The sequence below is a fragment of the Streptomyces vastus genome, from assembly GCF_039532825.1.
GTDB lineage: Bacteria > Actinomycetota > Actinomycetes > Streptomycetales > Streptomycetaceae > Streptomyces > Streptomyces vastus.
On the sequence record NZ_BAAASJ010000002.1, the window covers coordinates 19305 to 45573 of the forward strand.

Here is a 26269-nt window from a genome sequence, read left to right on the forward strand (position 1 = left end):
CAGCACCGGACGGCGATCAGTCATTAAACGCTCGAACGCCGGACTCCGTATCAACAAGCGCCGAACTCCGTATCAAACACGGGACAACCGCCGACCACCGACCAGAAGGGGCCGCACGTGGCCGCACACGGCCCTCAGAGCAGCAGCACACAGGTGCGGAGCGTGTGCTCGTACTGCGGTGTCGGCTGCGGAATGGTCCTCGACATCGGGATGGGCCCCGACGGGCGGCGTACGGTCCTGAAGGCGTCCGGCGACAAGGCGCACCCCGCGAACTTCGGACGGCTGTGCGCCAAGGGCGCGACCACGGCCGCCATGCTCGCCGCGCCCGGGCGGCTCGGCACCGCCCTCGTACGGGACGACCGCGGCGCGGAGCCGGTGCCCGCGCCCGTGGACGCGGCGATCGCCGAGACCGCCCGGCGGCTGCGCGCCATCATCGACGAGCACGGTCCGGACGCCTTCGCCTCTACGTCTCCGGGCAGATGAGCCTGGAGGCCCAGTATCTGGCGAACAAGCTGGCCAAGGGTTTCGTAGGGACGAACCAGATCGAGTCGAACTCCCGGCTGTGCATGGCGAGTGCGGGCACCGGCTACAAGCTGTCCCTGGGCGCCGACGGTCCGCCCGGCTCGTACCGGGACTTCGAGAAGGCCGACGTCTTCTTCGTCATCGGCTCGAACACCGCCGACTGCCATCCGATTCTGTTCCTGCGGATGATGGACCGGGTCAAGGCGGGCGCGAAGCTCATCGTCGTCGATCCGCGGCGCACCGCCACCGCCGAGAAGGCCGACCTGTACCTGCAGATCAAGCCGGGTACTGATCTTGCGCTGCTGAACGGGCTGCTGCATCTGCTGCACGAGAACGGCCACACCGACCCCGACTTCATCGCCGCGCACACCGAGGGCTGGGAGGCGATGCCCGGTTTCCTCGCCGAGTATCCGCCTGCCACAGTCGCCGAGATCACCGGCATCCCGGAGGCCGGTATCCGCGAGGCCGCATCGCTGATCGGCCGGGCGGGCGAGTGGATGAGCCTGTGGACCATGGGCCTCAACCAGTCCACGCATGGCACCTGGAACACGAATGCCCTGGTCAACCTGCATCTCGCGACCGGTGCGATCTGCCGTTCGGGGTCTGGTCCTTTCTCGCTCACCGGGCAGCCGAACGCCATGGGCGGCCGCGAGATGGGTTACATGGGGCCGGGTCTGCCGGGGCAGCGGTCCGTTCTCGTCGACGAGGAGCGTGCGTTCGTCGAGGAACTGTGGGAGCTGCCCCCGGACACGCTCCGGAAGGACGGCGTCGGGCAGGGCGCCGTCGAGATGTTCCAGAAGATGGCGGACGGCGCGATCAAGGCCTGCTGGATCATCTGCACCAACCCCGTCGCCTCGGTCGCCAATCGCGGGACCGTCATCGAAGGGCTTGAGGCCGCCGACTTCGTCGTCACGCAGGACGTCTTCGCGGAGACCGAGACCAACACGTACGCCGATGTCGTACTGCCCGGCGCCATGTGGACGGAGACCGAGGGCGTCCTCATCAACAGCGAACGCAATCTCACCCTCGCCTCGCCCGCCACGGATCCGCCCGGCGAGGCGCTCGCGGACTGGCAGATCATCGCGCGGGTGGCCTGCGCGATGGGGTACGAGAAGGGGTTCTCGTACGAGAGCGCGGAGGACGTCTTCGAGGAGATCAAGCGGGCCTGGAATCCCAAGACCGGGTGGGATCTGCGCGGCGTGACGTACGAGCGGCTGCGGGCCGGGTCCGTGCAGTGGCCGGCCGCGCGGGAGGAGGGGCCGGACCGGAATCCGATCCGGTACGTGGACAGGGACGGGGAGCTTTCCTTCCCCAGGGCGAGCGGGCGGGCGGTGTTCTACGCGCGGCCCCACATCCCGGCCGCCGAGATGCCCGACGACGACTTCCCCTTCGTACTGAACACCGGGCGGCTTCAGCACCAGTGGCACACGCTGACCAAGACGGGGAAGGTCGCCAGGCTCAACAAGCTCAACCCCGGCCCGTTCGTGGAACTGCATCCGCAGGACGCCCGGGAGTTGGGCATCGTCGACGGTGACGCGGTCGAAGTCGCCTCACGGCGTGGGCGGGCCGTGCTGCCGGCCGTGGTCACGGACCGGGTCCGGCCGGGGTGCTGCTTCGCGCCATTCCACTGGAACGATCTCTTCGGGGACTGCCTGAGCATCAACGCGGTGACCAGTGACGCGGTCGATCCGGTGTCGTTCCAGCCGGAGTTGAAGGTGTGCGCGGTGGGGTTGGCCAAGGTTTCCTCGCCCCGCCGCCCCTGCCCTTCTCCAAGCTCTCGGCTTCGCTCGAGCACGTGTACCGATCACTGATCCCTGGGCCGATGTCACAGGGCCACGAGCGTCGCCTCCGTCGCCTTCACGCTCGTCCACACGGAGGTGCCGTCGGCCAGCTCCAACTCGGCGGCAGCCTGCGGGGTGATCTCGGCGACGAGGTCGGGGGCCCGGTCCGAGGTGATCAGGACGCGCAGCCTGCTGCCAGAGGCAGTGATCTCTCGGACGGTGCCGGGCCAGACGTTGCGGGGGCTGCCGCTGGGCCGCTCCCGGTGGACGGCGACCGCTTCGGGGGCGATGATCGCGAGGGCTTCCGTGCCCGCGGGAAGCGGGTCCGCGATCACCAACCGCCCTCCGCCGTCGGCGAGTTCGAGCCCGTCGGCAGTGGCCGTGCCGGGCCAGGCGTTGCGGCCGAGCATGCGGGCCACCCACGGCGAGCGTGGATGCCGGGTGACTTCGGCGGGTGGGGCGTCCTGGACGGCGCGGCCCTCGTCGAGTACGAGCACGCGGTCCGCGAGCGACACCGCCTCGACCGGGTCGTGGGTGACGATCAGGCAGACTCCGCCGAAGCCTTCGAGGTGACGGCGCAGGGTGTGCCGTACCTGGGCGCGGGTGGTCTGGTCGAGGGCGGCGAGCGGTTCGTCGAGGAGCAGGAGCCGGGGGCGTACGGCCAATGCCCTTGCCAGGGCGACGCGCCCGGCCTGGCCGCCGGAGAGCTGGGCGGGTTTACGGTGCGCGAGATGGCCCACTGCGAGCCGGTCGAGCCAGTCCTGCGCGGCGCGGCGGGCCTCGGCGCGCGGTACGCCGTGGGCACGCGGGCCGTACGCCGTGTTGGCGAGTGCGGTGAGGTGCGGGAAGAGCGCGCCGTCCTGCGGGACCCAGGCGACTGACCTGCGGTGCGGGGGAAGCTGGGTGACGTCGGTGTCGCCGAGGTGCAGCGCGGCGTGGGCGCGCGGGGTCAGGCCGAGCAGGGCCCGCAACAGGGTGGTCTTGCCCGCGCCGTTGGGGCCCACGACGGCGATGGTGGTGCCGGGGTCCGCTTCCAGGACGAGCTGGTCGAAGCCGGTGACCTCGGCGTGCAGGGACCAGCGTTCCTTGTCCGGGGCAACCTCGTACGCAGCTGGGGGTTCGGGGGTGTTCGCGGGTGAACTCCCCTCGTCCACGGGTGGCTTGGGCAGGTACGGGCGAGCGCTGCCCGGCGTACCCGTGAAGCGGCCGCGCAGCGCGACGAGGACCGCCATGGCGATGGCGAGCAGCAGCAGCGAGACGGAGGTCGCGGCCTGCGGGTTCTCCTGGAGCAGCAGGTACACCTGGAGGGGCAGGGTCTGCGTCGTGCCCGGAAGGTTCCCCGCGAAGGTGATGGTGGCGCCGAACTCGCCGAGGGCACGGGCCCAGGTCAGCGCGGCTCCGGCGACAAGACCGGGGGCCACCATGGGCAGCGTCACCGTGCGGAACACCCGGAGCGGCGAGGCCCCGAGGGAGGCTGCGGTCTCCTCGTAACCCTGCCGGAGTCCGGCGATCGCCCCTTCGAGGCTGATCACCAGAAAAGGCATCGAGACGAACGTGGCGGCGACGACCGCGCCCGAGGTGTGGAACGGCAGCGTGACGCCGAAGACGTCCTCCAGCCAGGGCCCGAGCAGCCCGCGCCGCCCAAAGGCGAGCAGCAGCGCGACGCCGCCGACGGTGGGCGGCAGCACCATCGGCAGCAGGACGAGCGAGCGGACGAGGGTCTTGCCGGGGAACGGTACGCGCGCCAGCAGCCAGGCCAGCGGGACGCCGAGCACGAGCGACAGGCCCAGCGACCAGAAGGAGACGACCAGGGAGAGCTTCAGCGCCTCGCTGGTGCCCGGGCTGGTCAGGTGCTCGCTCAGCTCGCCCCAGTCGGTGCGGGCGAGGACGCCTGCCAGCGGGAGGAGCAGGAAGGCGATGGCGAGCAGGGCGGGGAGGGCGAGGGTGAGGGGCGTACGGGAGGAGCGGGTGCGCCTGATTCCCGGGCCCGGGTCGTCGGAGCGTAGGACTTTCATGACTGACGACGGCTCATCACTGATCACGGCCCTCACACGGTCAGGGCTTCTCAAAGCCCGCGGTGCGGAGGATCTGCTGGGCCTGCGGCGAGGACAGCCACTTCACGAAGGCCGTGGCCGCCGTGGAGTGCTGCGACTCCTTGAGAGTGGCGGCGGGGTAGGAGGCGATGGCGTTCTGGTCGTCGGGGATCGTGATCGCGTCGGTCTTGTCGGTCGCCGTGGCCGCGTCGGTCTTGTAGACGATGCCCGCGTCCGCCTCGCCGAGTTCGACCTTGCTGAGCACCGCCCGGACGTTGGGCTCCTCGGAGACCGGTTTCACCGTGATGTTCCGGTCGGCCAGGACCTGCCTGCTGTAGCGGCCGACCGGCACCTCGGGCGCCGCGAGTACGACCTTCGTCTTGCTGTCGGCAAGGCCCTCAAGGCCCTCGATCTGCTTCGGGTTTCCCGCGCCGACGGCGATGACCAGTCGGTTCTTGGCGATGACGGTTGCGGTGCCGGTGTCGGCCCGCAGCCCCTCCATCGTCTTCGTGTCCGCGGTGACGAGTACGTCGGCGGGGGCACCCTGCTTCACCTGCGCGGCCAGTTCCTGGGATCCGGCGAAGGAGAAGGTCAGCTTCGTACCCGGACGCTCCTTCTCGTACGCCGCGCCCGCGGTCCTGAAGACATCGGTCAGGGAGGCGGCGGCCAGGACGGTGAGGTTCGCCGTGTCCGAACTCCCGCCGGTCTGCTCGGTGCCGTCATCGCCGCAGGCGGCGAGTGCGCCGAGCAGGGCGGCGGCGATGAGTACGGCGGCGGCGCGGCGGCGGGTACGGAGGAGGGACATGCCGTGGGCCTCCTTGCGAGGGGAGGTGCCGGGGACCGTGGCCGGCGGGTGTTCAGGCACGGTCGATGTGCACATTGGTCGACTTCACGCGGGCGGTGGCCTGCATACCGACCTCCAGGCCCAGCTCCTCGACGGCCTCCCGGGTCAGCAGGGAGACCAGGCGGTGCGGGCCCGCCTGTATCTCGACCTGGGCCGCGACGTCGCCCAGCTTGACGGCGGTGACGATGCCGGGGAACGCGTTGCGCGCCGAGGTGTACGGGTGCTCCTCCTCACCGCTGCCGCTCTGCGCGATCTCGACGGAGAAGGCGGCCAGATCACGGCCGTCGATGAGGCGACGGCCGCCTTCGTCGCGGTGCGTCGCGACGCGGCCGGCGTCCGCCCAGCGGCGCGCGGTGTCGGCACTGACACCGAGCAGCCGGGCTGCCTGCCCGATGGTGTAGGACTGCATGTGCGACAGATTAAGCCGTGTTGCCTCGCATCTGCAATGCACGGCTGGGCTCGAGCCCAGCAAGTGCCACTCAGTAAGCTCTAGTCGATCATCTCCAGGTCCGGCGGGACGAGGGTGGTGGATTCGACCAGGCCCCTGAGGAGGTTGTGCAGGAGGTTGTTGTCCGTGGGCGCTCCGGACTCCTTGTCGTGTATCAGCGGGTAGGGGAAGTCGCCGCCGTGGAGGCGCTTGCGGACCTCCGTGATCTTGTGCTCGATACGGCGCTCGGTCCACTTGTCGTCCGGGCGCAGACACTCCAGCAGGCGGGCGGCCCGCCGGTAGGACAGGGGGCGCGGGCCGTCCTCGTACAGGAGGTAGTGCTGGCCGATCACGACCAGCAGCAGTCGTTCGTCCTCGGACAGCGGCCAGATGCGCGGCTTCAGGGTGCTCGCCTGGCGGCGCGGTACGAGGCCGGGGGCGTCGTGGCCCGTCACATACAGCTCGACCAGGTGCTCCCGGTAGCCCGAGCCCCTCACGAACAGCGGGGTGTAGCCGGGCGCGAGCGGGATGGCCTCGGTGCTTTCGTGCATCAGGCGGCCATGCGGCAGGCGGACGAGTTGCTGCCCGGTGTTGCGCAGCCACCATTGGCTTGCGCGGTACGTCAGTTCGCCGTGCCGGCGGCTGACCCGCAGGTCGTCCTCGCCCACCGCCAGGTCCACCTCCGGCTCCTCACCGCGGCCGAAGCGGATCGTCAGGCCCGGCCGTGGCGGGACCCTGATACCGCCGGTCAGTGAGCGCGCATGCAAGGTGCCTGGACTGGCCTTGGCGACACCGCGAGCCAGACTCGCGAGCTGATCCATGGTGGCCTCCATCTGTCTTCTCGGTGTCGGGAAGTCGGTCGGTGGATGGGGTGCGCGTCCCCCTCCGCCGCGCACCCCGGCGCCAGTGTGCCCGCGGGGATACGGGACCGGTCCCCGGCGGGGTCGCTCCGAGGGAAGCACGGCTACCATCACCCCCATCATCAATCGCCAGGAATCCTGATGATTGACCTCGACAAGAAACCACCCCGAACGGAGCCGTATGTCCCTCTTGGCCAGGCCGGCAGTGGCCTCCCTCGCCGCGAAGATCATGCAGCGCATGCTCGGGCTCGCGAGCCGACGAGCCAGTGGGCGGGGCTCGGCGGCCTCGTGGCGTGAGCGGCTTCCCGAGTTTCCGCGCGACGTCCGCGAGTTGACGGTACCGACGTCCATGGCTCCGGCCCCGGTAGAGGTGTACATGCCCAAATCCGAGGATGGGGTACTCCCGCCGGTCCACGTCAACTTCCACGGCGGCGGATACGTGCTACGGGGCGCGGAGATGGACGACGCACTGTGCCGATACCTCGCCGCGGAGGCGGGTGTGGTCGTGATCAACGTGGACTACGTCGTCGCCCCGCAGTACCCGTTCCCCGCCCCGCCGAAGCAGGCGTACGAGGTCGTCCGCTGGGTGGCCGAGCACGGCGCCGAGCACGGCTGGGACGGCAGCCGTCTCACCGTGGGCGGGCAGAGCGCCGGCGGCGGTCTCGCGGCGGCGGTGGCACGTCAGGCTCTCGGGACCGGCGGACCCGCGATCGCGCTCCAGGTCCTCCACTATCCGCCGCTCGACCTCGCGACGAGCGCCAAGTACAAGAAGGCCCACATCCCCAAGCCGGTGTTGCGCCCGTGGATGGCCGCGATCTTCGACAGCGCGTACGTTCCGGACCCGGCCCAGCGCACCGACCGCCTGGTATCTCCGGCCAACCCGGCCGACACCGCGGACCTCACGGGTATCGCCCCGGCGCTCGTCATCGCCGCGGAGTACGACCTCCTCCGAGCCGAGGACGAGCGGTACGCCGGGCGACTGGACAAGGCCGGGGCGCTGGCCGAGCACCATGTCGTCCGCAAGGCCGACCACGGCTACGACCTCAAGGACACCGAGGCCGCCCGGCCGGTCTACGCGCTGATCGCGGACCATGTGCGGCGGGCCGTCAACGCGTAGGCACGGGCAGCGAGTTGAACTACGGATCGCGTCGTCGGTCGACCGGCGGCGTGCCGTGCGTATGGAAGGACTCGATGGTCTTCAGGCCCCAGGCCTGGCCCTTCTTCCGCTCCTCCTCGGTCCAGGTGATCAGGGGCCAGTCCGGGGCGAGAACCAGTCGGGTGAGCGGGTTGCACAGTTCGACGCGGTTGCCGCCCGGCTCGTAGACGTACAGGAAGAACGTCTGCTGGATGGCGTGCTTGTGCGGGCCCGTCTCGATGAACACGCCCGTGTCCAGGGCGAGATCGGCGGCGCGCAGGATGTCCTCGCGGGTGTCGGTGGCGAACGCGATGTGGTGCAGCCGGCCGCGGGAGCCGGTCCAGTCCTCGGTGTAGACGACGTCGTACGACTTGTTGGTGAACGTCAGCCACTTCGCGGCGATCCTGCCGCTGTCGAGCCGGATCTGCTCGGTCGGGCGGGCGCCGAGGACGTACTGGTGGAAGTCGGCGGCCGCGGCAACATCGGCGGCGAGGTAATTGACGTGGTCGAGGCGGCGTACGGCCACGCCGTGGCCCGGCTTGGCCTGGGGCTGGTTCTTCAGGCCCGGCTTGAGCGCCTGAGGGGCCTGGTACCACTCGGACTCCCAGTACAGGGCGACCTCGTGGCCGTCCGGGTCGGTGGTGACGTAGAGCGGGCCGAGGCCCGGCTCGTCCTCGGTCCAGCGGCCCTCGTGGCCCGCGGACGCCAGCTCCTTGACCCTGCGCTGCAGGGCCTCCTCGCTGGAGGCGCGCAGCGCGGTGCGGCGGATGCCGGAGGTCTCGTGCGCGGTGAGGACCAGGCTGTGGTGCTCGTAGTCGTCCCAGGTGCGCAGGTATACGGAGTCGCCGCGTTCGCCGTTGACCGTCAGGCCGAGGTAGTCGGTGAAGAACGCGAGGCTGCGGTCCAAGTCCGGTGTGAGCAGTTCGACGTGCCCGAGGTGGGCGATGTCTCCGAGGGGAGGTGTCATCGGGAGCTCCGTAGGGACGAGGGTACGGGGAAGGTGTGCCGGTGACGCTGGTGCGGCGAAAGGGAGTTGTTCAGGAACGGGGCGCGGCGGTCTCGGCGGGCCGGGGATGGACCGTCCCGTCGAAGATCTTGCGCGCGGTACGGACAACGGCCGTGCGGCGAGCCACCGGAGCGCCGCCTCCCGCGTCGACGCCCGCCTCGATATCCAGGAACCCGGTGGGGTGCTCGATGCGCAACCACTCCCCCGCTGCCGGGAGTTCGGCCACGTCCTGGCCGATGCCGCCCTCGATCCGCAGCCCGGCGGCGACGCTCGCGGCGGCCAGGACGCCGATGGAGGTGTGGCAGCGGACCGGGATGAAGGTGCGGGTCATCACCGCGCCGCCGTGCACGGGCGGAGCCAGCAGGCTGAGCTTGGGCACGGTGGCACCCTCGACCTCTCCCAGGCCCATCAACGGGCCTGCCTCCAGGCGGATTTCACGGAGCCTGTCGGCGAGGGCCGCGTCCTTCTCCAGGTCCTCGGGGTCCTCGTAGCCGGTGACCTTCAGGGAGGAGGCGGCGATCAGTACGGTCGGCATCCCGTTGTCCACGCAGGTCACCGGAGTGCCGGCGAGGGTGTCGCGGATCTTGCCCGTGGGCAGCAACGGGCTGCCGCCCGGCAGGAACTCGATGGCCACGGGCGCAGCGGTCCCCGGCACGCCGGAGATCTCGGCGGAGCCGGTGTAGCCGACGCGTCCGCCCGGAGTGGGGAAGGTCGCGGTGGCGAGTTCCCCGGTGTTGAGCATGCGGATCCGCACGGAGGTCTCGCCGTCCGCCGGGGCGACGAGCCCGCGCTCGACGGCGAAGGGGCCGACGCCCGCGAGCAGGTTGCCGCAGTTCTGACGGTCAGACACCTCGCTCGTCCCGACGCCGACTTGGAGGAACAGGTAGTCGACGTCCACCTCCGGAGCGGCAGAGGCCGACACCACGGCCACCTTGCTGGTCAGGGTGTGCGCCCCGCCGAGCCCGTCGATCTGGCGCGGATCGGGACTGCCCATGACGCGCAGCAACAGGTCGTCGCGTAAGGCGGGTTGGGCGGGCAGGTCGCCGGCCAGGAAGTAGGCGCCCTTGGAGGTACCGCCGCGCATCAGCATGCAGCGCACCTCCTCGGGCTCGGGCCCGCCGGTCACGATCCGGCCTCGTCGCGGGCGTAGTCGGCGTATGACCGGTACTCCACCCCCAGGCGTACGAGGGTCTCCCGCAACCCGTAGCGGTCCAGGCCGAGTTGGCCCCCGGCGAAGGCGGCGCGGGAGGCCTCCTCCTTGGCGGTACGGGCGGCGGACGCCTCGACGGCTTCGGCGGCTCGTTCGCGGGGCACACACATCACGCCGTCGTCGTCGGCGAGGATCACGTCGCCGGGCCGGATGATCTGCCCGCCGATGGCGACCGGCACATTGACCGAGCCGCCGGTCGCCTTCACGGTGCCCTGGGCGGACACGGCGGCAGACCAGGCGGGGAAGCGCATCTCGCGCAGTTCGGCGGTGTCGCGGATGCCCGCGTTGATCACCAGGCCGCGCACTCCGCGCTTCTGGAGCGCGGTGGCGAACAGTTCGCCGAACATGCCGTCCGTGGAGGGCGAGGTGGTGGTGACGACGAGCAGGTCGCCCTCGCCGCACTGCTCGACCGCCGCATGGATCATGAGGTTGTCGCCGGGCCAGCTGAGCACGGTGACCGCGGTTCCGGCGATGCGTACGTCCTGCTGGACGGGGCGCAGGTGCGGGCCGAGGAGCCCGGTGCGGCCGAGCGCTTCGTGGACGGTGGCCACGCCGTACGCGGAGAGGGCGTCCACGTCCTTCTCGGAGGCCTTGGGAGGGTTGGTGACGATCACGCCGCTCATGCCAGCTCCCCGGTGATCTGCGGGTACGGGCGCATGTAGGCCTCGGCGTAAGTGGTGTGCGGCAGGCCGAGGTTGGGGCCTGCGTTGCGCTTGAGCTGAACGCCGCGGCGGACGGCGAGGTCGGTGTAGTAGTCCCACAGGTGCTGCTGGGCGGCCAGGCACTCCATGGCCCGGCGCTTGGTCTCCCACACCTCGGTGATGTCCAGGAGAACCTCCGGCTTGAAGCCGCACATCTCGGGCTGGTGCGGCTCGAAGAAGAACACCGGCGGGGCTCCGATGACCTCGCCCTCGGCCGGGTAGCCGATGGCCTGGGCGAGGACGCGGGCGTCCAGGGCCATCCGGGCGGCGGCCGGGTGGTCGCCGTTGTACGGGTCGTCGAGGGGGTGGGTGAGCACGACGTCGGGCTGGATCTTCCGGTAGGCGCCCACGAGTTGGTCGGTCAGCTCGGGGGTGGCGAGGAGGGGATAGTCGCCGGCGTCGAAGAAGACGACCTCCGCACCGAGGGTGGCCGCGGCCTTCTCGGCCTCCTCGCGGCGTATCCCCTTGATCTCCTCCAGCGTTTTGCCCTGGCGCCACGCCTTGGCGGACTCGCCCCGCTCGCCGTAGGTCAGGCACGCGATGGTCACCCGCTCGCCGCGGGAGGCGGCCAGGGCGATGGCTCCGCCGGCCCGCCATACGAAGTCCCCGGCGTGCGCGGTGATGACGAGGGTCGAGCGTGGGGGTGCGGGCGCCTTTTCGTCGTGCGTCATGGCTGCAATCTCCTTGCTGGACAGGTCAGTCGGCCCACTCCCGCGGCCTCATTCGCGCAGCGTTCATTCGCGCAGCGTCTGTTCGCGCAACGGGTCTATTCGCGCAACGCGTCGATCACGCTCGTGAGGTGGGCGCGCGCGGCCGCGTCGGCCGCGTGAGGGTCGCGGGCCCTGATCGCCTCGATCATGGCCAGGTGTTCGTTCACGGACTGCTGGGGGCGCCCAGGGCGCAGTGCGAGCTGGAAGCGGTGGCGCACCAGTTGCGCGTTGAGCCGGTCCAGCAGTTCCACGGCCACCTGCTGGCCGGAGAACTGCTGGATCTTGGCGTGCAGTTCCTGGTTGAGCCCGGAGTAGGTCATCGGTTCGCCGTCGGCGACGGCCTTGCTCATCGCCGTGCCGAGGTCGGCCAGTTCGGTCAGCTGGTCGTCGGTGGCCTGGACGGCCGCCTTGGCCGCGCACAGTCCTTCGAGCACCATGCGGCACTCGGTGATGGCGACCGCTTCCTCGACCGTCACCAGCCGGACCCGTGAGCCGCGGTTGGGGATCCGCTCGACCAGTCCCTCGGCCGCCAGATCGATCAGTGCCGCGCGCACACTGGCCCGTGTCACACCGAACTGCTCGGCGAGTTCGTTCTCCACCAGCCGCTGGGCCGGTGCCATCTCGCCGCGCAGAATCGCATGCCGCAGCTGCGTCAGCGCGTGCTGCTTGGCCTGCTCTCCGCCGCTCGGCCTGGCTTCGTCCGCCATCGTGCTCTCCCTGAGTGAGTGCCTGTCGACCGTAAACGTAGGCGAACAAAATTGTCAACGATTTCGTCACCATGCTGCCGGGCGCACGGTGATCGGGGTCGTCACAGCAGTCGTCGCACCAGGAGCCGAACGGACTTTCCGACGTCCGGTGCGGTACCGCGCCCCTTAAGGGGCGCGGGGCGTGACACTATGCGGCTCCGCCGCGATGGGAGTCCCCCCGCTCGAGCGCAGCCGAGAGTGGGGGAGCGACCGGCCACGACGGACCCGCAGCTTCGAACCGCACTTCCAGCGGAGCGCTCAGGCTCAGGCCGTCCGGCCGAGCGGAAGCCTGATCGTGAAGGTCGTCGCGCCCGGGCGGCTGGTCAGTTCGAGGGTGCCGCCGTGGGCGCGGGCCAGTGAGCGCGCGACCGCGAGGCCGAGGCCGCTGCCTCCCCGGTCGCGGCTGCGGGCCTTGTCGACGCGGTAGAAGCGGTCGAAGACGCGCTGCTGGTCGGCGGCCGGGATGCCGGGGCCCGCGTCGGCGACCCTCACCACCGCCATGCCGGACTCGACGGCCACCTCGGCCGACACCTTCGTACCGGCCGGGGTGTGCACGGCGGCGTTGGAGAGCAGGTTGTCCAGCACCTGCCGGATGCGCAGGGGGTCGAGCCGCAGCCTCACCGGCCCGGGACCGGCCGTGACGGTCAGCGGGTGGTCCGTCTGGCCCGCGCGGAAGGCGTCGGCCGCCTGGTGCACCAGCTCCACCAGGTCCACTTCCTCCAGCCGCAGCGGCGCCTCCACATCGGCGGCGTCCAGGCGGGCGAGCAGCAGGAGGTCGTCCAGCAGTACGCCCATCCGCGCGGCCTCGGCACGCAGCCGGGCCAGGTGCTTGTCCCGCTCCTCAGGGGCGTTGGCCGCCGCGTACTGGAACAGGTCGGCGTAGCCGCGGACCGACATCAGGGGCGTACGCAGCTCGTGCGAGGCGTCGGCGACGAAGCGGCGCAGCCGCTGTTCGGCCTCCGTGCGGACGGCGAGCGAGTCGTCGATGTGCTCCAGCATGGTGTTGAACGCGGTGCGCAGCTCCTCGACCTCGGGGCCGCCGCTGCGCCCGTCGTGGCGTACCGGCAGCCGTGCCGAGTCGGTCAGGTCGTGCGAGGTGATGCCGCGGGCGGTGTGCGCCATGTCGCTCAGCGGCTTCAGACCGCGCCGCAGCATCCCCCGGCCCGACACCACGAGCGCGAGAAGCGCGAGCCCGAAGGCGACGGCCTGGATCATGATCAGCCGGCCCACCGTGTCGTCGATGCCGTCCATGGGCGCGGCGCTGACCAGGATGGTGCCGGGCTCGAACTCGCACGCGCGCAGCCGGTAGGTGCCTTTGCCCTTGAGATCGTCGGTGCGCAGGACCTCCGTGTCCGCGGACATCTGCGCCCGGGCCACGGCGGTGAAGCTGCCGACGTCCTCCGGCAGGTCGCCGGGGTCCTCGGGCTTGCGGAGCACGGGCTTGCCGCCCGACACGTCGTACACGGCGTAGAACCAGCTGTAGTACTTCTTTCCCGAAAGCGTGCCGTGTTCCTCGATGTTCCTGGACTGGGCGATCTGTCCCTGCGCCAGCTGTGTGTCGAGCTGCTCCGACAGGTAGTCCCGCATGTACGTCGTCAGCGCCGTACCGACGACCGCGAACGCCAGCAGGGACAGCACACCCAGGCCCAGCGCGAGCCGGGTGCCCAGGCGCAGTCTGCCGTAGGTCCGCCTCAGCCGGCCGATCACCCGGCGACCTGCCGCACCACGTACCCGACACCCCGCACGGTGTGGATCAGTGGTGCCCGGCCGTCAGCGCCCTCGTCAGGCCCGTCGAGCTTGCGGCGCAGCCGGCTGACGACCAGCTCCACGACGTTGGAGCGGCCTCCGAAGCCGTACTCCCAGACGTGGTCGAGTATCTGCGCCTTGGTCAGCACGGTCGGCGACTTGCGCATCAGATAGCGGAGCACCTCGTACTCGGTCGGGGTGAGCGTCAGCAGCTTCTCGCCGCGCCGCACCTCGCGGGTGTCCTCGTCCATCGTCAGGTCGGCGACCTGGAGCACGGAACGCTGGAAGCCGGGGCCCGCGCTGCGGCGCAGTACGGTGCGCAGCCGGGCCATGAGCTCCTCCACCGCGAACGGTTTGACCAGGTAGTCGTCGCCGCCCCTGGTGAGGCCCGCGATCCGGTCGGCGACGCCGTCGCGGGCGGTGAGGAACACGACGGGCACCATCGTCCCGGACAGCCGGAGCCGGTCGAGCACACCGAATCCGTCCAGGTCGGGGAGCATCAGGTCGAGCACCACGATGTCGGGGTGGAACTCGGCGGCCTGGCGCAGCGCCTCCTCACCGGAGTAGGCGGTGACCGCGTCCCAGCCCTCGTAGCGGGCGACGGTGGCGACGAGGTCGGCGATGGGCGGATCGTCGTCCACCACGAGAAGACGTACTTTTTCCACCCGCTCATAGTGCTTCACGTGACTCCTGGCGCCCATAGCCGTCCGCCCTCCAGAATCACATCGATAAAAACTTGAAAGTTGACCGACAGCTGAACGACAGCTCCCACCAGGCAGGCTCGGTATCCCCGGATCATTGATCGAGGAGTTGCCGTCCCGTGACGACTGTCCAACGCGTCAGACCCCCCACACCGGCGATACGCCCCAAGGTGGTGGCCCGCACCGGCCTGTACACCCTGCTGGCCGCGAACCTCGCGGTGGTGACCGCCTTCTTCTTCCAGTCCGGGCTCGCCTCGAACGCCCTCATTCTGCTGGGGCGCTTGACCGGCCTGTACGCCGCCCTCCTCATGGCCTTCCAGCTGCTGCTCGTCGCCCGGCTGCCGTGGCTCGACCACCGGATCGGCATGGACCGGCTGACCTCCTGGCACCGCTGGGTCGGTTTCGGCCTGCTGTGGTCGCTGCTGGGGCACGGCGTGTTCATCACCTTCGGCTATGCCCAGTCCTCGTCGATGGACCCGGTGAGCCAGCTCGTGGACCTCGCCGAAACCGTCGAGGGTGTGCTGCGCGCGATCGTCGCCCTGGTGCTGATCATGGTCGTCGGCGCGGTCTCGGCGCGCTGGGCCCGGCGCCGGCTGGCGTACGAGACCTGGCACTTCATCCACCTCTACACGTACGTCGCGGTGGTGCTGGCGTTCACGCACCAGGTCGCGGTGGGCACGACCTTCACGACGAGCTCGGCGGCCACGACGTACTGGTACGCGCTGTGGGGCGTGGCGCTCGGCTCGGTGTTCGTGGGCCGGCTCGTGCTGCCACTGTGGCGCAATCTGCGGCACCAGCTACGCGTCTCGGCCGTCGTCCCCGAATCCGACAACGTCGTGTCGGTCTACATCACCGGCCGCGATCTGGACCGGCTGCCCGCACGGGCCGGCCAGTTCTTCCTGTGGCGGTTCATGACCAAGGGCCGCTGGTGGCAGGCCAACCCCTTCTCGCTGTCCGCCGCCCCGGACGGCCGGGGCCTCAGGCTGACCGCGAAGGCGGCCGGCGACGGCACGGCGGCGCTGCGGCACCTGAAGGTCGGCACGCGGGTGTTCGCCGAGGGCCCGTACGGCGCCTTCACCACGATGCACCGGACCCGGCCTGACGCCCTGCTCATCGCGGGCGGCGTCGGGGTCACCCCGATCCGGGCCCTGCTGGAGGATCTGCACGGCCACGCCGCCGTCATCTACCGGGTGGCCACGGACCAGGACGCGGTGCTCCACGACGAGCTGCGCGAACTGGCCCACGCCAAGGGCGCCCACCTGTTCCTGGTCAGCGGCCCGGCCACCCCGGACAAGCTGGCACCGGCCGAACTGACCCGGCTCGTGCCGGACATCGCCGACCGGGACGTCTACGTCTGCGGCCCGCCCGGCATGACCGGCGCCGTCCTGCGCACCCTGCGCGACCTGGACGTGCCCAGGCAGCAGATCCACTTCGAACGCTTCAGCCTGGCCGGATAAGGGGGACGACACCATGAAGCGAGCAATTCCTGTCCTGGTCCTGAGCGTCGCGGCCCTGATCCCGGTCTGGCGTTACGCACCGTCGACCGAGACCTCGTCGTCGAGCACCGAGGTCGCGGCGCCGGCTTCGACACCGTCCGCGGCTGCCTCGTCGGGCTCGGGCTCTTCGGGCTCCTCGGACTCGGGATCGTCCGATACGGGATCCTCTGGCTCGGGCACGCCGAACCAGGTCATCGCGGGGTCGACGCTCAACACCGAGAAGGGCCCTGTGCAGGTCGAGGTGACCTTCGAGGGCGACACGATCAGCTCCGTACGGATGCTGCAGCAGCCGAACCACCCGCAGACCGAAGCCGCCGTGCCGAAGCTGATCGAGGAGACGCTCGAGGCGCAGAGCGCCGACATCGACACGGTGTCCGGCGCCACGATCACCAGCGAGGGCTACGTCAAGTCCCTCCAGGCCGCGATCGACGCGAAGGGCTGAGGGGCTGAGCGTGCGCCGGGTCGAGCACATCATGGGGTTCCCGATCTCCGTAGGGATGGATGAGGGAGAAGGGGACGCCGCAGAGGCCGCGGACCGGGCCTTCGACTGGCTGCGCGAGGTCGACGAACGGTTCAGCCCCTTCAAGCCCGGCAGCGAGGTGTCGCGCCTCGACCGGGGCGAGCTCAGACTCCAGGACATATCCCCGGAGTTGGCGGAGATCCTCGACCTGTGCGAGCGGTACCGGGTCGCGACCGGGGGCGCGTTCGACGTACGGCTGCCCGGTCGCGGCCTCGACCCCTGCGCCATGGTGAAGGGCTGGGCGGTGCAGCGGGCGGCGGACCTGGTGGCGGCGACCGGCGCGTCCCGGTTCTGCCTGAACGCCGGCGGCGACGTGGTCGCGGCCGGCGGTCCGTGGCGGGTGGGCGTACGGCACCCCGAACAGGCCGACAAGCTGTGCACTGTCCTGGACGTGACGGACAGCGCCGTGGCGACCTCCGCACGCTACGAACGGGGCGAACACATCATCGACGGCCGCACCGGCCGCCCGGCCACGGGCCTCCTCAGCGTGACGGTCGTGTCCTCGTCCCTCACGGAGGCGGACGCCACGGCGACGGCGGCCTTCGCCATGGGCCCGGAGGGCATCGACTGGGCCGCCGCACGAGACGACTGCGAGGTGTTCGCGGTGGACGCGGAGCGGAGGGTGTTCCGGACGAAAGGGTTTCCTACGGCGGCGTGACGGGGTCTGAGTACGACCCCGGGTCCTGAGTACGACCCCGGTCCTGAGGTCGCGGCCTCAGGCGGACGCGTCCTCGTCGGGGGCGGAATCGGGCTCGGAGTCGGAGTCGGGGTCGAAGCTGGCGAAGTACGCGGCGGCCATGTCCTCGTCGGCGTGGCCCTGGGCGGCGGCGCGCCGCATGCGGGCGGCGCTCGCGGCGGCGACGTCGAGGCGTACGCCATTCTGCTCGCCCGCCTCGACGATCAGGCGGGCGTCCTTGGCGGCGGTGGCCACCGCGAACTGGGCCGGGGAGAGCCGGCCGTCCAGGATGAGTCCGGCTTTGGCCCGCAGATAGCCCATGTCGAGCGGGCCGCCGGCGATGGCGTCGAAGAAGCTCTGCGGGTCCACGCCCAGCGCCTTGGACAGCGCGAGGACCTCGCCGGTCGCCGCGGTGGCCGCGAGGACCCAGCTGTTCGCCACCAGCTTCAGCCGGGTCGCACTGCCGGCCGCGCCGTCCTCGCCCGTCCACACCGTGCGGGCGCCGACCGCGTCGAAGACGGGAGCCACCGTGTCCCGGCCCTCGACCGGGCCCGCGGCCAGGACCAGCAGTTGGCCGGCCTCGGCGGGCTGACGGGTGCCCAGCATGGGCGCGTCGTAGAAGACCAGCTCGTGTGCGCGGGCGAAGCCGGCCAGCTCGCCGATGCCCTCGATCCCTGCGGTGGTGGACTGCACCCAGGCCGTACCGGGACGCAGCCCGGGCTCCGCCTCGCGCATGACCTCCAGGGCGGCCGGCCCGTCGTACAGCATGGTCAGGACGACATCGGCGCCGGTCACCGCCTCGGCGGGAGTACCGGCAATGTGCGCCCCGTCGGCCGCCAGGGGCTCGGCCTTGGCGCGGGTACGGTTCCAGGCGCGGACCGTGTGCCCGGCTTTGGCGAGGTTACGGGCCATCGCGGCGCCCATGATGCCGGTGCCCAGGACGCTCACGGTGAGCTTGTCGGTCATGACGTCAACTTCCCTGTGCGTGCGGTGCGTTGGTATTTCTTGGCCTTGGTCGGCTGCGTGGTCCGCGGTCTGCTCATGGGGGCGGTTGGGGATCTCGGGTGCCGGGATTCAGCGGAGCTTCTTGAGCAGTTCGGCCGCGAGCGGGCCGGAGGAGGCGGGGTTCTGGCCGGTGACGACGTTGCGGTCGGCCTCGATGTGCGGCGCCCACGGTTCGCCGGCCTCGACCTTCAGGCCGGCCTCGGTGAGGCGGTCCTGGAGCAGCCACTTGGCCTTCTCCGCGTGGCCGGCCTGCCGCTCCTCGGTGTTGGTGAAGGCGGTGATGCGGTAACCGGCGTAGGCGTTGGTGCCGTCGTCCTTCGTCGCCGCCAGCAGCGCGGCCGGGCCGTGGCACACCACGCCCACCGGCAGACCGGACTCCACCGCCCGCGCGAGGAGCCGGCCGGAGTCGGCGTCGACCGCGAGGTCCTCCATCGGGCCGTGACCGCCCGGGACGTACACCGCGTCGAATCCGTCGAGGCGTACATCGGCCAGCGCGACCGGGCTGCGGAACTCGGCGGCGCCTTCCGCCACACCCCGGACCGCCGCCGCTTTCTCGGCGCCCCCGTTGGCCTCGGGGCTCAGGCTGGCGGGGTCGACGGGCGGCACGACACCGCCGGGCGTGGCCACGGTGACCTCGTGGCCCGCGGCCCTGAACGCCTCGTAGGGCACGGTGGCCTCCTCGGCCCAGAAACCGGTGGGGTGCGTGCTGCCGTCGGCCAGCGTCCACCGGTCGGCGCCGGTCATGACGAAAAGGATCTTGGCCATGTGTACTCCCTGGGTATTGCTGCTGGGTATTGCTGCTGGGTGTTCCGCCTGGCCATTCAGGCCGGGTATTCCTGGCTGAATGGTCGCCGCTCGCACTGGGCGCCACCATCGGGTGCACCAGCATGGTCAACGGTATGGCAACCAAGAAGTACACCGTCACGCTCCCGGAAGAGCCGGCCGAGGCGATCCGCGCCGAGGAGGGCCCCGTCGGCGGCCCCGCTCTGAAGCCCGGTGTCGACGCCAAGCACAAGATCAAGCTCCGCCAACTGCCGAAGAGTGCGTGCTGCGCGCCTCCGGAAGTGCGTCAACGAGCCGTGGCGAGCGGCCGGTTGAACGCTCGGTCGGCGATGGGGGGTGCGTACCGGTGGTGGGGAGGGTGCGCGGAGCACGCCGCCGATCAGCAACGGAAGGTTGCGGACCAGTCGGTCGGGGCGAGCACCCAGGACGTCGGCTGGCGCGGCGGCATCGGTCAGCGGAGCGAAGAAGAGGGCGACACGTTCTGGTCGGTGGCCCAGGAGGCGAGAATGCGCAGCCGCTCGTGGGTGGGAGAACCGGAGGCTGCGGTCCACACGGTCAGGTGCTGGTCGGGATCGGTGTTGGCGGTGAGGGTGTCCCAGTCCAGGACGAGTTCTCCGACGACCGGATGGTTGAGGGTCTTGGTGCCCACGGTACGGGCCGCTACGCGGTGATCGCCCCACCACTGGGCGAACTGCTTGTCGCGCATGGACAGTTCACCGACCAGCTCGACGAGACGGGGATCCTCGGGATACTTCGCCGCCTCCATCCGAACCTGCGCCACGGCGATCCGCGCCGAGCCCTCCCAGTCCGCGTACAGGCTGCGCATCGCCGGATCGGTGAAGATGAGCCGCGGGTAGTTGCGGTTCTTCTCCGGAATACGGGAGAAGTCGGTGACCAGGGCGGCCGCCAGCGCGTTCCACGCCAGGATGTCCCCGCGCCGCCCCTGCACGATGGCCGGGGTGGCGGTGAGGTCGTCCAGCACGCGTTGCAACTGGGGCTGTACCTTCTGCCTGCCGCGGCGCCGCGTGCGGACGGTGGTCTTGCCCGCGAGCTGGAAGAGATAGCCCCGCTCGTCGTCGTCCAGGCGGAGGACGCGGGCGATGGTGTCCAGCACGGGAGCGGAGGCCTGCATACGGCCCTGCTCGAGCCGGGTGTAGTAGTCCGTGCTGATGGAGGCGAGCTGGGCGACCTCCTCACGGCGCAGCCCGGCGACCCGGCGGGGCCCGCCCGTCTCCGGCAGTCCGACCGTGCGCGGACTCAGCTTTGAGCGGCGCTTCTTGAGGAATTCTCCCAGTTCATTCAGGGTGACATTGCTGGTCATGCTGCCCAGCATGGCACCGATCGTGCCCAGGAAAAGGGGGAGAATTTCCTCCCTGGATATTCCTCTCCCAGGAAGGATTCCTCCGCTTTTCGCGCCCTCCCTCGCGTGTGAGGCTCGATTTCGAGCAGCGTCCGGGATTCCCGGCTGCGGTTCCAGCCCCTCGTACCGAAGGAAGCACCCCATCATGCGCGGAGCAGTCATTCACGCCCCCGGCGACGTGCGCTTCGAGACCCTGGACGACCCGAAGATCAGCCGGCCGACCGACGCCGTCATCCGCACGGTCGCCACCTGCGTGTGCGGCTCGGACCTGTGGCCCTACCGCGGCGCGGAGCCGGTTGCCGAGCCCCATCCGATGGGACACGAATACGTCGGCATCGTCGAGGAGGTCGGCGGCGAGGTCACCGACGTCAAGCCGGGACAGTTCGTCGTCGGGTCGTTCGCCACCTCGGACAACACCTGCCCGAACTGCCTGAACGGCTGGCAGTCCTCCTGCCTGCACCGCGAGTTCATGAGTACCTGTCAGGCCGAGTACGTGCGCATCCCCAACGCCCACGGCACGCTCGTGGCCACCGACGAGCACCCGTCCGGCGAGGTGGTGCCCAGCCTGCTCGCCGTCTCCGACGTGATGGGCACCGGCTGGTACGCCGCCCTCGCCGCCGAAGTGAAGCCCGGCTCCACCGCCGTAGTCGTCGGCGACGGCGCGGTCGGTCTGTGCGGTGTCATCGCGGCCAGGGAACTGGGCGCCGAGCGGATCATCGCCATGAGCCGGCACGAGTCCCGCCAGAAGCTCGCCGTCGAGTTCGGCGCCACCGACATCGTCACCGAACGCGGCGATGAAGGCATCGCCCGCGTCAAGGACCTCACCGGCGGCATCGGCGCCGACTCGGTCCTGGAGTGCGTCGGCACGGCCGAGTCCATGCGGCAGGCCCTGCACTCCGCCCGGCCCGGCGGCAACGTGGGCTTCGTCGGCGTCCCGCACGACGTCGCGATCGACGGCCAGGAGCTGTTCTTCTCCCACGTCGGTCTGCGGGGCGGCCCCGCCCCCGTGCGCGCCTACCTGCCCGACCTGATCGACCGCGTCCTCTCCGGCCGGATCGACCCGGGCAAGGTCTTCGACCTCACCCTGCCCCTGGACCAGGTCGCCGAAGGCTACAAGGCAATGGACGAACGCCGCGCCATCAAGACGCTTCTGAAGCCCTGACCCGTACATCGTCCATCGCGACAGCCGGACATCCCCTGCCCGACCCCGGACGGCCCCTCCTGGACAAGGACTCGGACTACCGTGACCACTTTCGCCCTCATCGGTGCCGGACCCGGCCTCGGGCTCGCCACCGCCCGCCGCTTCGGAGCCGCCGGCCACTCCGTCGCTCTCATCGCCCGCAACACCCAGCGCCTGGAGGACCTCACGGCCGAGCTGGCCCGCGACGGCATCGAGACCCGCGGCTTCGCCGCCGACGTCCTCGACATCGAGTCCCTGACCGGGGCCCTGTACGCGGCCGGTACCTCGCTGGGGACCGTCGAGATCCTCCAGTACAGCCCCGTCCCCCGCGCCGACTTCATGAAGCCGGTCCTGGACACCGGCGCCGACGACCTCGACGCCCCCCTCGGCTTCTCCGTCAAGGGCCCCGTCACCGCCGTGAACGCCGTCCTGCCCGGCATGCGCGTACTCGGCCGCGGCACCCTGCTGTTCGTCAACGGCTCCAGCGCCGTACGCCCCAACCCGAACGTCGCCGGCACCTCGGTCGCCTTCGCCGCCGAGAGTGCGTACGCCCGCATGCTCCACGACACGCTCGCCCCGCAGAACATCCATGTCGCCCAGCTGATCGTGCCGGGCGCCATCCGGCCCGACGCCGAACACAGCAGCCCCGACGCCCTGGCCCGGCGCCTGTACGACATCCACACCGGGCGCGACGGCTTCCGCCACTACTCCGAGCCCCTGCCCGACTGAATCCCTGGACGCCCCGTGATGCCGACCGCCCTTCCCACCCTGGCGGCCCGTGGTGCCGTAGCCGCGGTGCTGCTGCTCGCCGTGACCGCCTGCACCGAAGACCCGCCACCCTCCCAGGCCTCGTCCCGGCCAACGTCCTCGTCCCCGAGCACGCCGGAGCGGACGACGACAAGTCCCGCGCCCACCACAGCCCCTGGCAGATCCACCGCCATGAACATCCGGATCACCGTCGACGGCACGCCGGTCGACGCCACGCTCAACGACAGCGCCGCCGCCCAGGACTTCGCCGCGCAGCTCCCCCTCACCCTGGACCTGACCGACTTCCATCAGAACGAGAAGATCGCCGACCTGCCGCGTCGGCTGTCCACCTCCGGCGCCCCGAGCGGAGTCCATCCCCGTACCGGCGACCTCGCCTACTACGCGCCCTGGGGCAACCTCGCCATCTACTACCGCGACGGTTCGCCCAGTACCGGCAACGACCTGATCATCCTGGGGCACATGCCCGAAAGTGCCACCGAGGCTCTCGCCGACAACGACGAGGTCAGCGTCACCATCGAAGACGCCTCCTGACCTCACGGCCACCGACAAGGACCGGCGCACGAAACAAGTGCACAGACCGCTTCACAAACACGACGAGACACGGACAAACAAGACCTGGACCGCAGAGCAGCCCGCGATCGGAGAGCACGACGTGAACCCCACCTACGACTTCACCGGCCAGGTCGCCCTCGTCACCGGAGCCGGCTCCGGCATGGGCCTGGCGACCGCCCGCGCCTTCGCCGAGTCCGGGGCCGCCGTCACCCTCACCGACATCGACGAAGCCGCCGTCAACGCCGCCGCGAAGGACCTCACCGGCGCCGGCCATCGGGTGCTCGCCCTCACCTGCGACGTCAGCGACGAGGACCAGGTCGCCGCCGCGGTCGACCGCACGGTCGAGACCTTCGGCCGCCTCGACATGGCCTACAACAACGCCGGCATCCAGATCCCGCCCAGCGACGCGGCCGAGGAGCCCGCCGAACGCTTCGACCGCGTCAACGCCGTCAACCTCCGCGGCGTGTGGGCCTGCATGAAGCACGAGCTGCGGCACATGCGCGCCCAGGGCAGCGGAGCCATCGTCAACTGCTCCTCACTCGGCGGCCTGGTCGGCCTCCCCGGCCGCGCCTCTTACCACGCCTCCAAGCACGGAGTGATCGGCCTGACCTCCAGCGCGGCCCTCGAATACGCCCCGCGCGGCATCCGCGTCAACGCCGTCTGCCCCGGCACCATCAACACGCCCATGGTCAGCGACATGATCACCAAGGGTGAGCTCGACCGCGCCGAGGCCGAGGCCAACGAGCCCATCAACCGGCTCGGAACCGCCGAGGAGATCGCCCAGGCCGTCCTGTGGCTGTGCAGCCCCGGAGCCGGCTTCGTCGTCGGCGTCGCCCTCCCCGTCGACGGAGGCTACGTCGCCCGATGAGGACGGGCCACGGGGTGGGGGACAGTCCGCCACCGTCCCGCGCGGCGTGGGGTTCCGGCCGCCGGGCTGTTCACCGTATGGCAGCACCGCCGGGGGCGCCGTCGACCGCCCGCCTGCCGGTCACGGACCGCCGTCTTCGCAGGCGGTTAGGCTGATCGAGTCGGCCCTTCGGACCCCGCACGACCTGGGCCGCACGCCCTGTGCGCGGCTCGGAACGTCGAGGGAGGTACCCATGCGGCTGGCACGCGTACTCGCCGCCGCCCTCACCGCGACGCTGCTGCTCGCAGGGTGCGGCGGAAGCGACGCGCCGCCCCGCCCGTCCGGGGAGATCAAGGTGGCCACCGGCAACCCAGGCGGTGTCTACGCGGACTACGGGGCCGGTTACGCCGACCTCATCGAGAGTCGGCTGCCAGACGTCTCGGCGCAGGTTCTGCACACCGGGGGCAGTGTGGACAATCTGCGCCGGGTGGCCGCGGACCAGGCACAGGCGGGCTTCACTCTCGCCGATTCCGCCGCCGACGCCGTCGCCGGGAGCGCGCCCTTCTCCCGGAAGCTGCCCGTGGTAGCGCTGGCCTCGCTCTACGACAACTACGTGCAGTTGGTGGTCCGCGCGGACAGCCCGGTCCGCAGCGCGAAGGCGCTACGCGGACTGCGGGTTTCCGTGGGGGCCGAGGGCTCGGGCACGGCGTTGATCGCCGAGCGCATCCTGAAGGTCGCCGGGCTCTCCCCCGACAGTGACCTGACCTCGCTGCGGCTGGATGTGCGCGAGTCGGCGACCGCCCTGGCCGAGGGGCGGATCGACGCCTTCTTCTGGAGCGGCGGTCTGCCGACCGGGGCGATCACCGAACTGCGCCGCAACACCATGATCCGCCTCGTCGACCTCGGCGACGTGGTCGACGAGCTCACCCGGTCCTACGGCGAGCTGTACACCGAGACCACCGTGCCGGCCGTCGTGTACGGGGCGCAGAGCGCGGTGACCACGGTGAGCGTGCCGAACTTCCTGGTCGTACGGCGGGACATGCCGGACTCGGAGGCGTACTGGCTCACCCGGCTGCTGTTCGAGGGCCAGTCACAGCTCATCCAGGCCCACCCGGAGGCCCGCCGCCTCGACCGGCGTACGGCGATCGCCACCCACCCGCTGGAGCTGCACCCCGGCGCCGCCCGGTGGTACCGCGAGTCACATCCCTGACCGCTCACAGGGACCGTCACCGGCTCCCCTCACAGCGGATCGGACGGGGGATCTCCAGGGAGTGCGGGGACGGCGGGCAGCCGTACGGTGGCGGAGAGTCCGTGTGGCCGTGCGGCTGCCAGGAGCAGTTCACCGCCGCCCGCCTCCACCAGCATGCGGGTGAGCGCGAGGCCGAGCCCCGTGCCACGGACGTTCTGGTGACGTGTGCTGCGCCAGAACCTTCCGCCCGCCTGGGACAGTTCCTCCTCGGTCAGGCCGGGGCCGGCATCCCGTACCGTCACCTCGACCGTCTCCCTCGCTGCCCCGGCCGGGGCGCGGTGCACGGAGACATCGACGGGTGCCTGCTCGCTGAACTTGAGGGCGTTGTCGAGCAGGGTGTCGAGAGCGTGGTCGAGGCAGTCGGGCAGGGACAGCGCGCTCACCCTGTCGGGAATCGTCGTGCTGAGCGGGACGCCCGCGCTGGCGAAGGCCGTCCGCCAGGCATCGACCCGGTGTCTCACCACGGCTGAGACGTCGACCTGCGCGCGTTCCGCCACGGACGCCTCCGCCCTGGCCAGCCGCAACAGCCCGTCGAGCATCTCGCCGAACCGGTCGGCCTCCTCCACAGCGCAGTGCAGTTCGTTCAGACCGCGCGGGTCGTTCACGAACTCCTCGAGGTTCTCCACCCGCAGCCGGAGCGCGGTCAGCGGGTTGCGCAGTTGGTGGGATGCCTGTGCCACGAACGCCCGCTGCTGCTCCTGGGAGGCGTGCATGCTGTCCGCCATCACGTTGAAGTGGTTGGCGAGGCGGCGCAGTTCCGGGGCGCCCACCCGCTCCGACACACGGGTCTTCAGGCTCCCGAGGGCGACCTCATGGGTGGCGCGGTCCAGGTCGTGCACAGGACGGAGCACCCAGCGGACCACCGGCGCCGCGACCGCGATCACCACCAGGACGAGTGCCGCGAGGCTGCCCAGTATCACCAGTGTCAGATGGTCGGCCACCTCGGAACGGGCATGGTCGGTGGGGGAGACGATCAGCACGGCACCCAGCACACGGCCGTCGCGCCGGACGGGCTCGGCCAGCACGAAGGACCGGTCGTCCCATGGCCACCACACGCCGGGTTGCTCGGGAGGCCGGTCGGCGAGGGCGAGCAGCAGCGCCGACCGCACCTGCGGCTCCTCCAGGTCGACGGGGCGCGAGGCGACCACGGTCTCGCTGTCGGCGTCCACCACCGCGACGCGTGAGTCGTAGAGGTTCGCGTAGCGGTCGGCTGCGGCCTCCAGCCGGCCGGTCCGCCCCGACTCCAGGGCGGTGGCGGCCAAGTCAGCGAACCAGGCGCCGTCCTCGACCCGCCCGATGAACGCGCTCTGGACCGTACGCTCCGCGGTGGCCCGCACCAGGGGCAGGCTGAGCGCGACGATCAGACCGGCGACCAGAACGAAGACGATGACGAGAAGTCGGCGGCGCATCC

24 protein-coding genes and 1 pseudogene are annotated in these 26269 nt (G+C 70.8%); 10 read left to right on the forward strand and 15 right to left on the reverse strand.

Annotated elements, in window-relative coordinates:
- Nucleotides 1–192: 192 nt before the first annotated feature.
- Nucleotides 193–2279: pseudogene (locus ABD357_RS00605) on the forward strand (molybdopterin oxidoreductase family protein); the annotation flags it as partial.
- Between the two features lie 68 nt (nt 2280–2347).
- On the opposite strand, the gene ABD357_RS00610 reads toward ABD357_RS00605, so the two are convergent.
- The 4 genes from ABD357_RS00610 to ABD357_RS00625 all read right to left on the reverse strand — a co-directional run bounded on the left by ABD357_RS00610 (nt 2348) and on the right by ABD357_RS00625 (nt 6428).
- Nucleotides 2348–4318 carry an ABC transporter permease gene (locus ABD357_RS00610; protein WP_344386714.1) on the reverse strand — a complete coding sequence of 657 codons (1971 nt, stop codon included), beginning with the start codon at nt 4316–4318 and terminating at the stop codon, nt 2348–2350.
- A gap of 40 nt (nt 4319–4358) precedes the next feature.
- Complete coding sequence (modA, locus tag ABD357_RS00615) at nt 4359–5141, reverse strand: molybdate ABC transporter substrate-binding protein (protein WP_344386715.1); 783 nt, start codon at nt 5139–5141, stop codon at nt 4359–4361.
- Between the two features lie 52 nt (nt 5142–5193).
- Complete coding sequence (locus ABD357_RS00620) at nt 5194–5589, reverse strand: TOBE domain-containing protein (RefSeq protein WP_344386716.1); 396 nt, start codon at nt 5587–5589, stop codon at nt 5194–5196.
- Between the two features lie 80 nt (nt 5590–5669).
- Nucleotides 5670–6428 (reverse strand): FHA domain-containing protein, encoded by a 759-nt coding sequence (locus tag ABD357_RS00625; RefSeq protein ID WP_344386717.1) that lies wholly within the window; start codon nt 6426–6428, stop codon nt 5670–5672.
- Nucleotides 6429–6648: 220 nt separating this feature from the next.
- Here ABD357_RS00625 and ABD357_RS00630 point away from each other — a divergent pair, with 220 nt between their 5' ends.
- A complete protein-coding gene (locus tag ABD357_RS00630) occupies nt 6649–7584 on the forward strand; it encodes an alpha/beta hydrolase fold domain-containing protein (RefSeq protein WP_344386718.1) in 936 nt (311 codons plus the stop codon).
- 19 nt (nt 7585–7603) lie between these two features.
- On the opposite strand, the gene ABD357_RS00635 is transcribed toward ABD357_RS00630, so the two are convergent.
- The 7 genes from ABD357_RS00635 to ABD357_RS00665 form a co-directional block, all read right to left on the reverse strand.
- Nucleotides 7604–8569 (reverse strand): catechol 2,3-dioxygenase, encoded by a 966-nt coding sequence (locus tag ABD357_RS00635; protein WP_344386719.1) that lies wholly within the window; start codon nt 8567–8569, stop codon nt 7604–7606.
- Between the two features lie 70 nt (nt 8570–8639).
- A complete protein-coding gene (locus ABD357_RS00640) occupies nt 8640–9698 on the reverse strand; it encodes a 4-oxalomesaconate tautomerase (RefSeq protein ID WP_344386858.1) in 1059 nt (352 codons plus the stop codon).
- 32 nt (nt 9699–9730) lie between these two features.
- Nucleotides 9731–10441 carry a 4-carboxy-4-hydroxy-2-oxoadipate aldolase/oxaloacetate decarboxylase gene (locus ABD357_RS00645; RefSeq protein WP_344386721.1) on the reverse strand — a complete coding sequence of 237 codons (711 nt, stop codon included), beginning with the start codon at nt 10439–10441 and terminating at the stop codon, nt 9731–9733.
- Complete coding sequence (locus ABD357_RS00650; RefSeq protein WP_344386722.1) at nt 10438–11190, reverse strand: PIG-L deacetylase family protein; 753 nt, start codon at nt 11188–11190, stop codon at nt 10438–10440. The genes ABD357_RS00645 and ABD357_RS00650 overlap by 4 nt, the downstream gene beginning before the upstream one ends.
- Before the next feature lie 95 nt (nt 11191–11285).
- Nucleotides 11286–11936 (reverse strand): GntR family transcriptional regulator, encoded by a 651-nt coding sequence (locus ABD357_RS00655; protein WP_344386723.1) that lies wholly within the window; start codon nt 11934–11936, stop codon nt 11286–11288.
- Nucleotides 11937–12239: 303 nt separating this feature from the next.
- Complete coding sequence (locus ABD357_RS00660; RefSeq protein ID WP_344386724.1) at nt 12240–13682, reverse strand: sensor histidine kinase; 1443 nt, start codon at nt 13680–13682, stop codon at nt 12240–12242.
- Nucleotides 13679–14386, reverse strand: a complete 708-nt coding sequence (locus tag ABD357_RS00665; RefSeq protein WP_344386725.1) for a response regulator transcription factor — start codon at nt 14384–14386, stop codon at nt 13679–13681. The genes ABD357_RS00660 and ABD357_RS00665 overlap by 4 nt, the downstream gene beginning before the upstream one ends.
- A 155-nt stretch (nt 14387–14541) precedes the next feature.
- Here ABD357_RS00665 and ABD357_RS00670 point away from each other — a divergent pair, with 155 nt between their 5' ends.
- Genes ABD357_RS00670 through ABD357_RS00685 form a run of 3 tightly spaced genes read left to right on the forward strand, consistent with a single transcriptional unit; the run spans nt 14542 to nt 17096 of the window.
- Nucleotides 14542–15879 carry a ferredoxin reductase family protein gene (locus ABD357_RS00670; RefSeq protein WP_344386727.1) on the forward strand — a complete coding sequence of 446 codons (1338 nt, stop codon included), beginning with the start codon at nt 14542–14544 and terminating at the stop codon, nt 15877–15879.
- A 13-nt stretch (nt 15880–15892) separates the two neighbouring features.
- Nucleotides 15893–16360 carry an FMN-binding protein gene (locus ABD357_RS44470; RefSeq protein WP_425584712.1) on the forward strand — a complete coding sequence of 156 codons (468 nt, stop codon included), beginning with the start codon at nt 15893–15895 and terminating at the stop codon, nt 16358–16360.
- 10 nt (nt 16361–16370) lie between these two features.
- The gene (locus ABD357_RS00685; RefSeq protein WP_344386731.1) at nt 16371–17096 is read left to right on the forward strand and encodes an FAD:protein FMN transferase; all 726 of its coding nucleotides are present in this window, start codon (nt 16371–16373) and stop codon (nt 17094–17096) included.
- 57 nt (nt 17097–17153) lie between these two features.
- Here the strand turns inward: ABD357_RS00685 and ABD357_RS00690 are convergent, their stop codons facing one another.
- The 3 genes from ABD357_RS00690 to ABD357_RS00700 all read right to left on the reverse strand — a co-directional run bounded on the left by ABD357_RS00690 (nt 17154) and on the right by ABD357_RS00700 (nt 20235).
- Entirely contained in the window at nt 17154–18080 is a 927-nt protein-coding gene (locus ABD357_RS00690; RefSeq protein WP_344386732.1) for an NAD(P)-dependent oxidoreductase, read from the reverse strand.
- A 108-nt stretch (nt 18081–18188) separates the two neighbouring features.
- Nucleotides 18189–18884 carry a type 1 glutamine amidotransferase domain-containing protein gene (locus ABD357_RS00695; protein ID WP_344386734.1) on the reverse strand — a complete coding sequence of 232 codons (696 nt, stop codon included), beginning with the start codon at nt 18882–18884 and terminating at the stop codon, nt 18189–18191.
- Between the two features lie 469 nt (nt 18885–19353).
- Nucleotides 19354–20235 (reverse strand): helix-turn-helix domain-containing protein, encoded by an 882-nt coding sequence (locus ABD357_RS00700; RefSeq protein WP_344386736.1) that lies wholly within the window; start codon nt 20233–20235, stop codon nt 19354–19356.
- A gap of 172 nt (nt 20236–20407) precedes the next feature.
- On the opposite strand from ABD357_RS00700, the gene ABD357_RS00705 reads away from it, so the two are divergent.
- The 5 genes from ABD357_RS00705 to ABD357_RS00725 all read left to right on the forward strand — a co-directional run bounded on the left by ABD357_RS00705 (nt 20408) and on the right by ABD357_RS00725 (nt 24819).
- Nucleotides 20408–21424, forward strand: a complete 1017-nt coding sequence (locus tag ABD357_RS00705) for a zinc-dependent alcohol dehydrogenase family protein (RefSeq protein ID WP_344386738.1) — start codon at nt 20408–20410, stop codon at nt 21422–21424.
- Between the two features lie 81 nt (nt 21425–21505).
- Nucleotides 21506–22171 carry an SDR family NAD(P)-dependent oxidoreductase gene (locus ABD357_RS00710; protein ID WP_344386740.1) on the forward strand — a complete coding sequence of 222 codons (666 nt, stop codon included), beginning with the start codon at nt 21506–21508 and terminating at the stop codon, nt 22169–22171.
- An 18-nt stretch (nt 22172–22189) separates the two neighbouring features.
- A complete protein-coding gene (locus tag ABD357_RS00715; RefSeq protein ID WP_344386742.1) occupies nt 22190–22741 on the forward strand; it encodes a cyclophilin-like fold protein in 552 nt (183 codons plus the stop codon).
- 121 nt (nt 22742–22862) lie between these two features.
- Nucleotides 22863–23630 carry an SDR family NAD(P)-dependent oxidoreductase gene (locus tag ABD357_RS00720; RefSeq protein ID WP_344386745.1) on the forward strand — a complete coding sequence of 256 codons (768 nt, stop codon included), beginning with the start codon at nt 22863–22865 and terminating at the stop codon, nt 23628–23630.
- Nucleotides 23631–23862: 232 nt separating this feature from the next.
- Entirely contained in the window at nt 23863–24819 is a 957-nt protein-coding gene (locus ABD357_RS00725; protein WP_344386748.1) for a TAXI family TRAP transporter solute-binding subunit, read from the forward strand.
- Between the two features lie 29 nt (nt 24820–24848).
- Here the strand turns inward: ABD357_RS00725 and ABD357_RS00730 are convergent, their stop codons facing one another.
- Nucleotides 24849–26267 carry a sensor histidine kinase gene (locus ABD357_RS00730; protein ID WP_344386750.1) on the reverse strand — a complete coding sequence of 473 codons (1419 nt, stop codon included), beginning with the start codon at nt 26265–26267 and terminating at the stop codon, nt 24849–24851.
- Between the last annotated feature and the right edge of the window lie 2 nt (nt 26268–26269).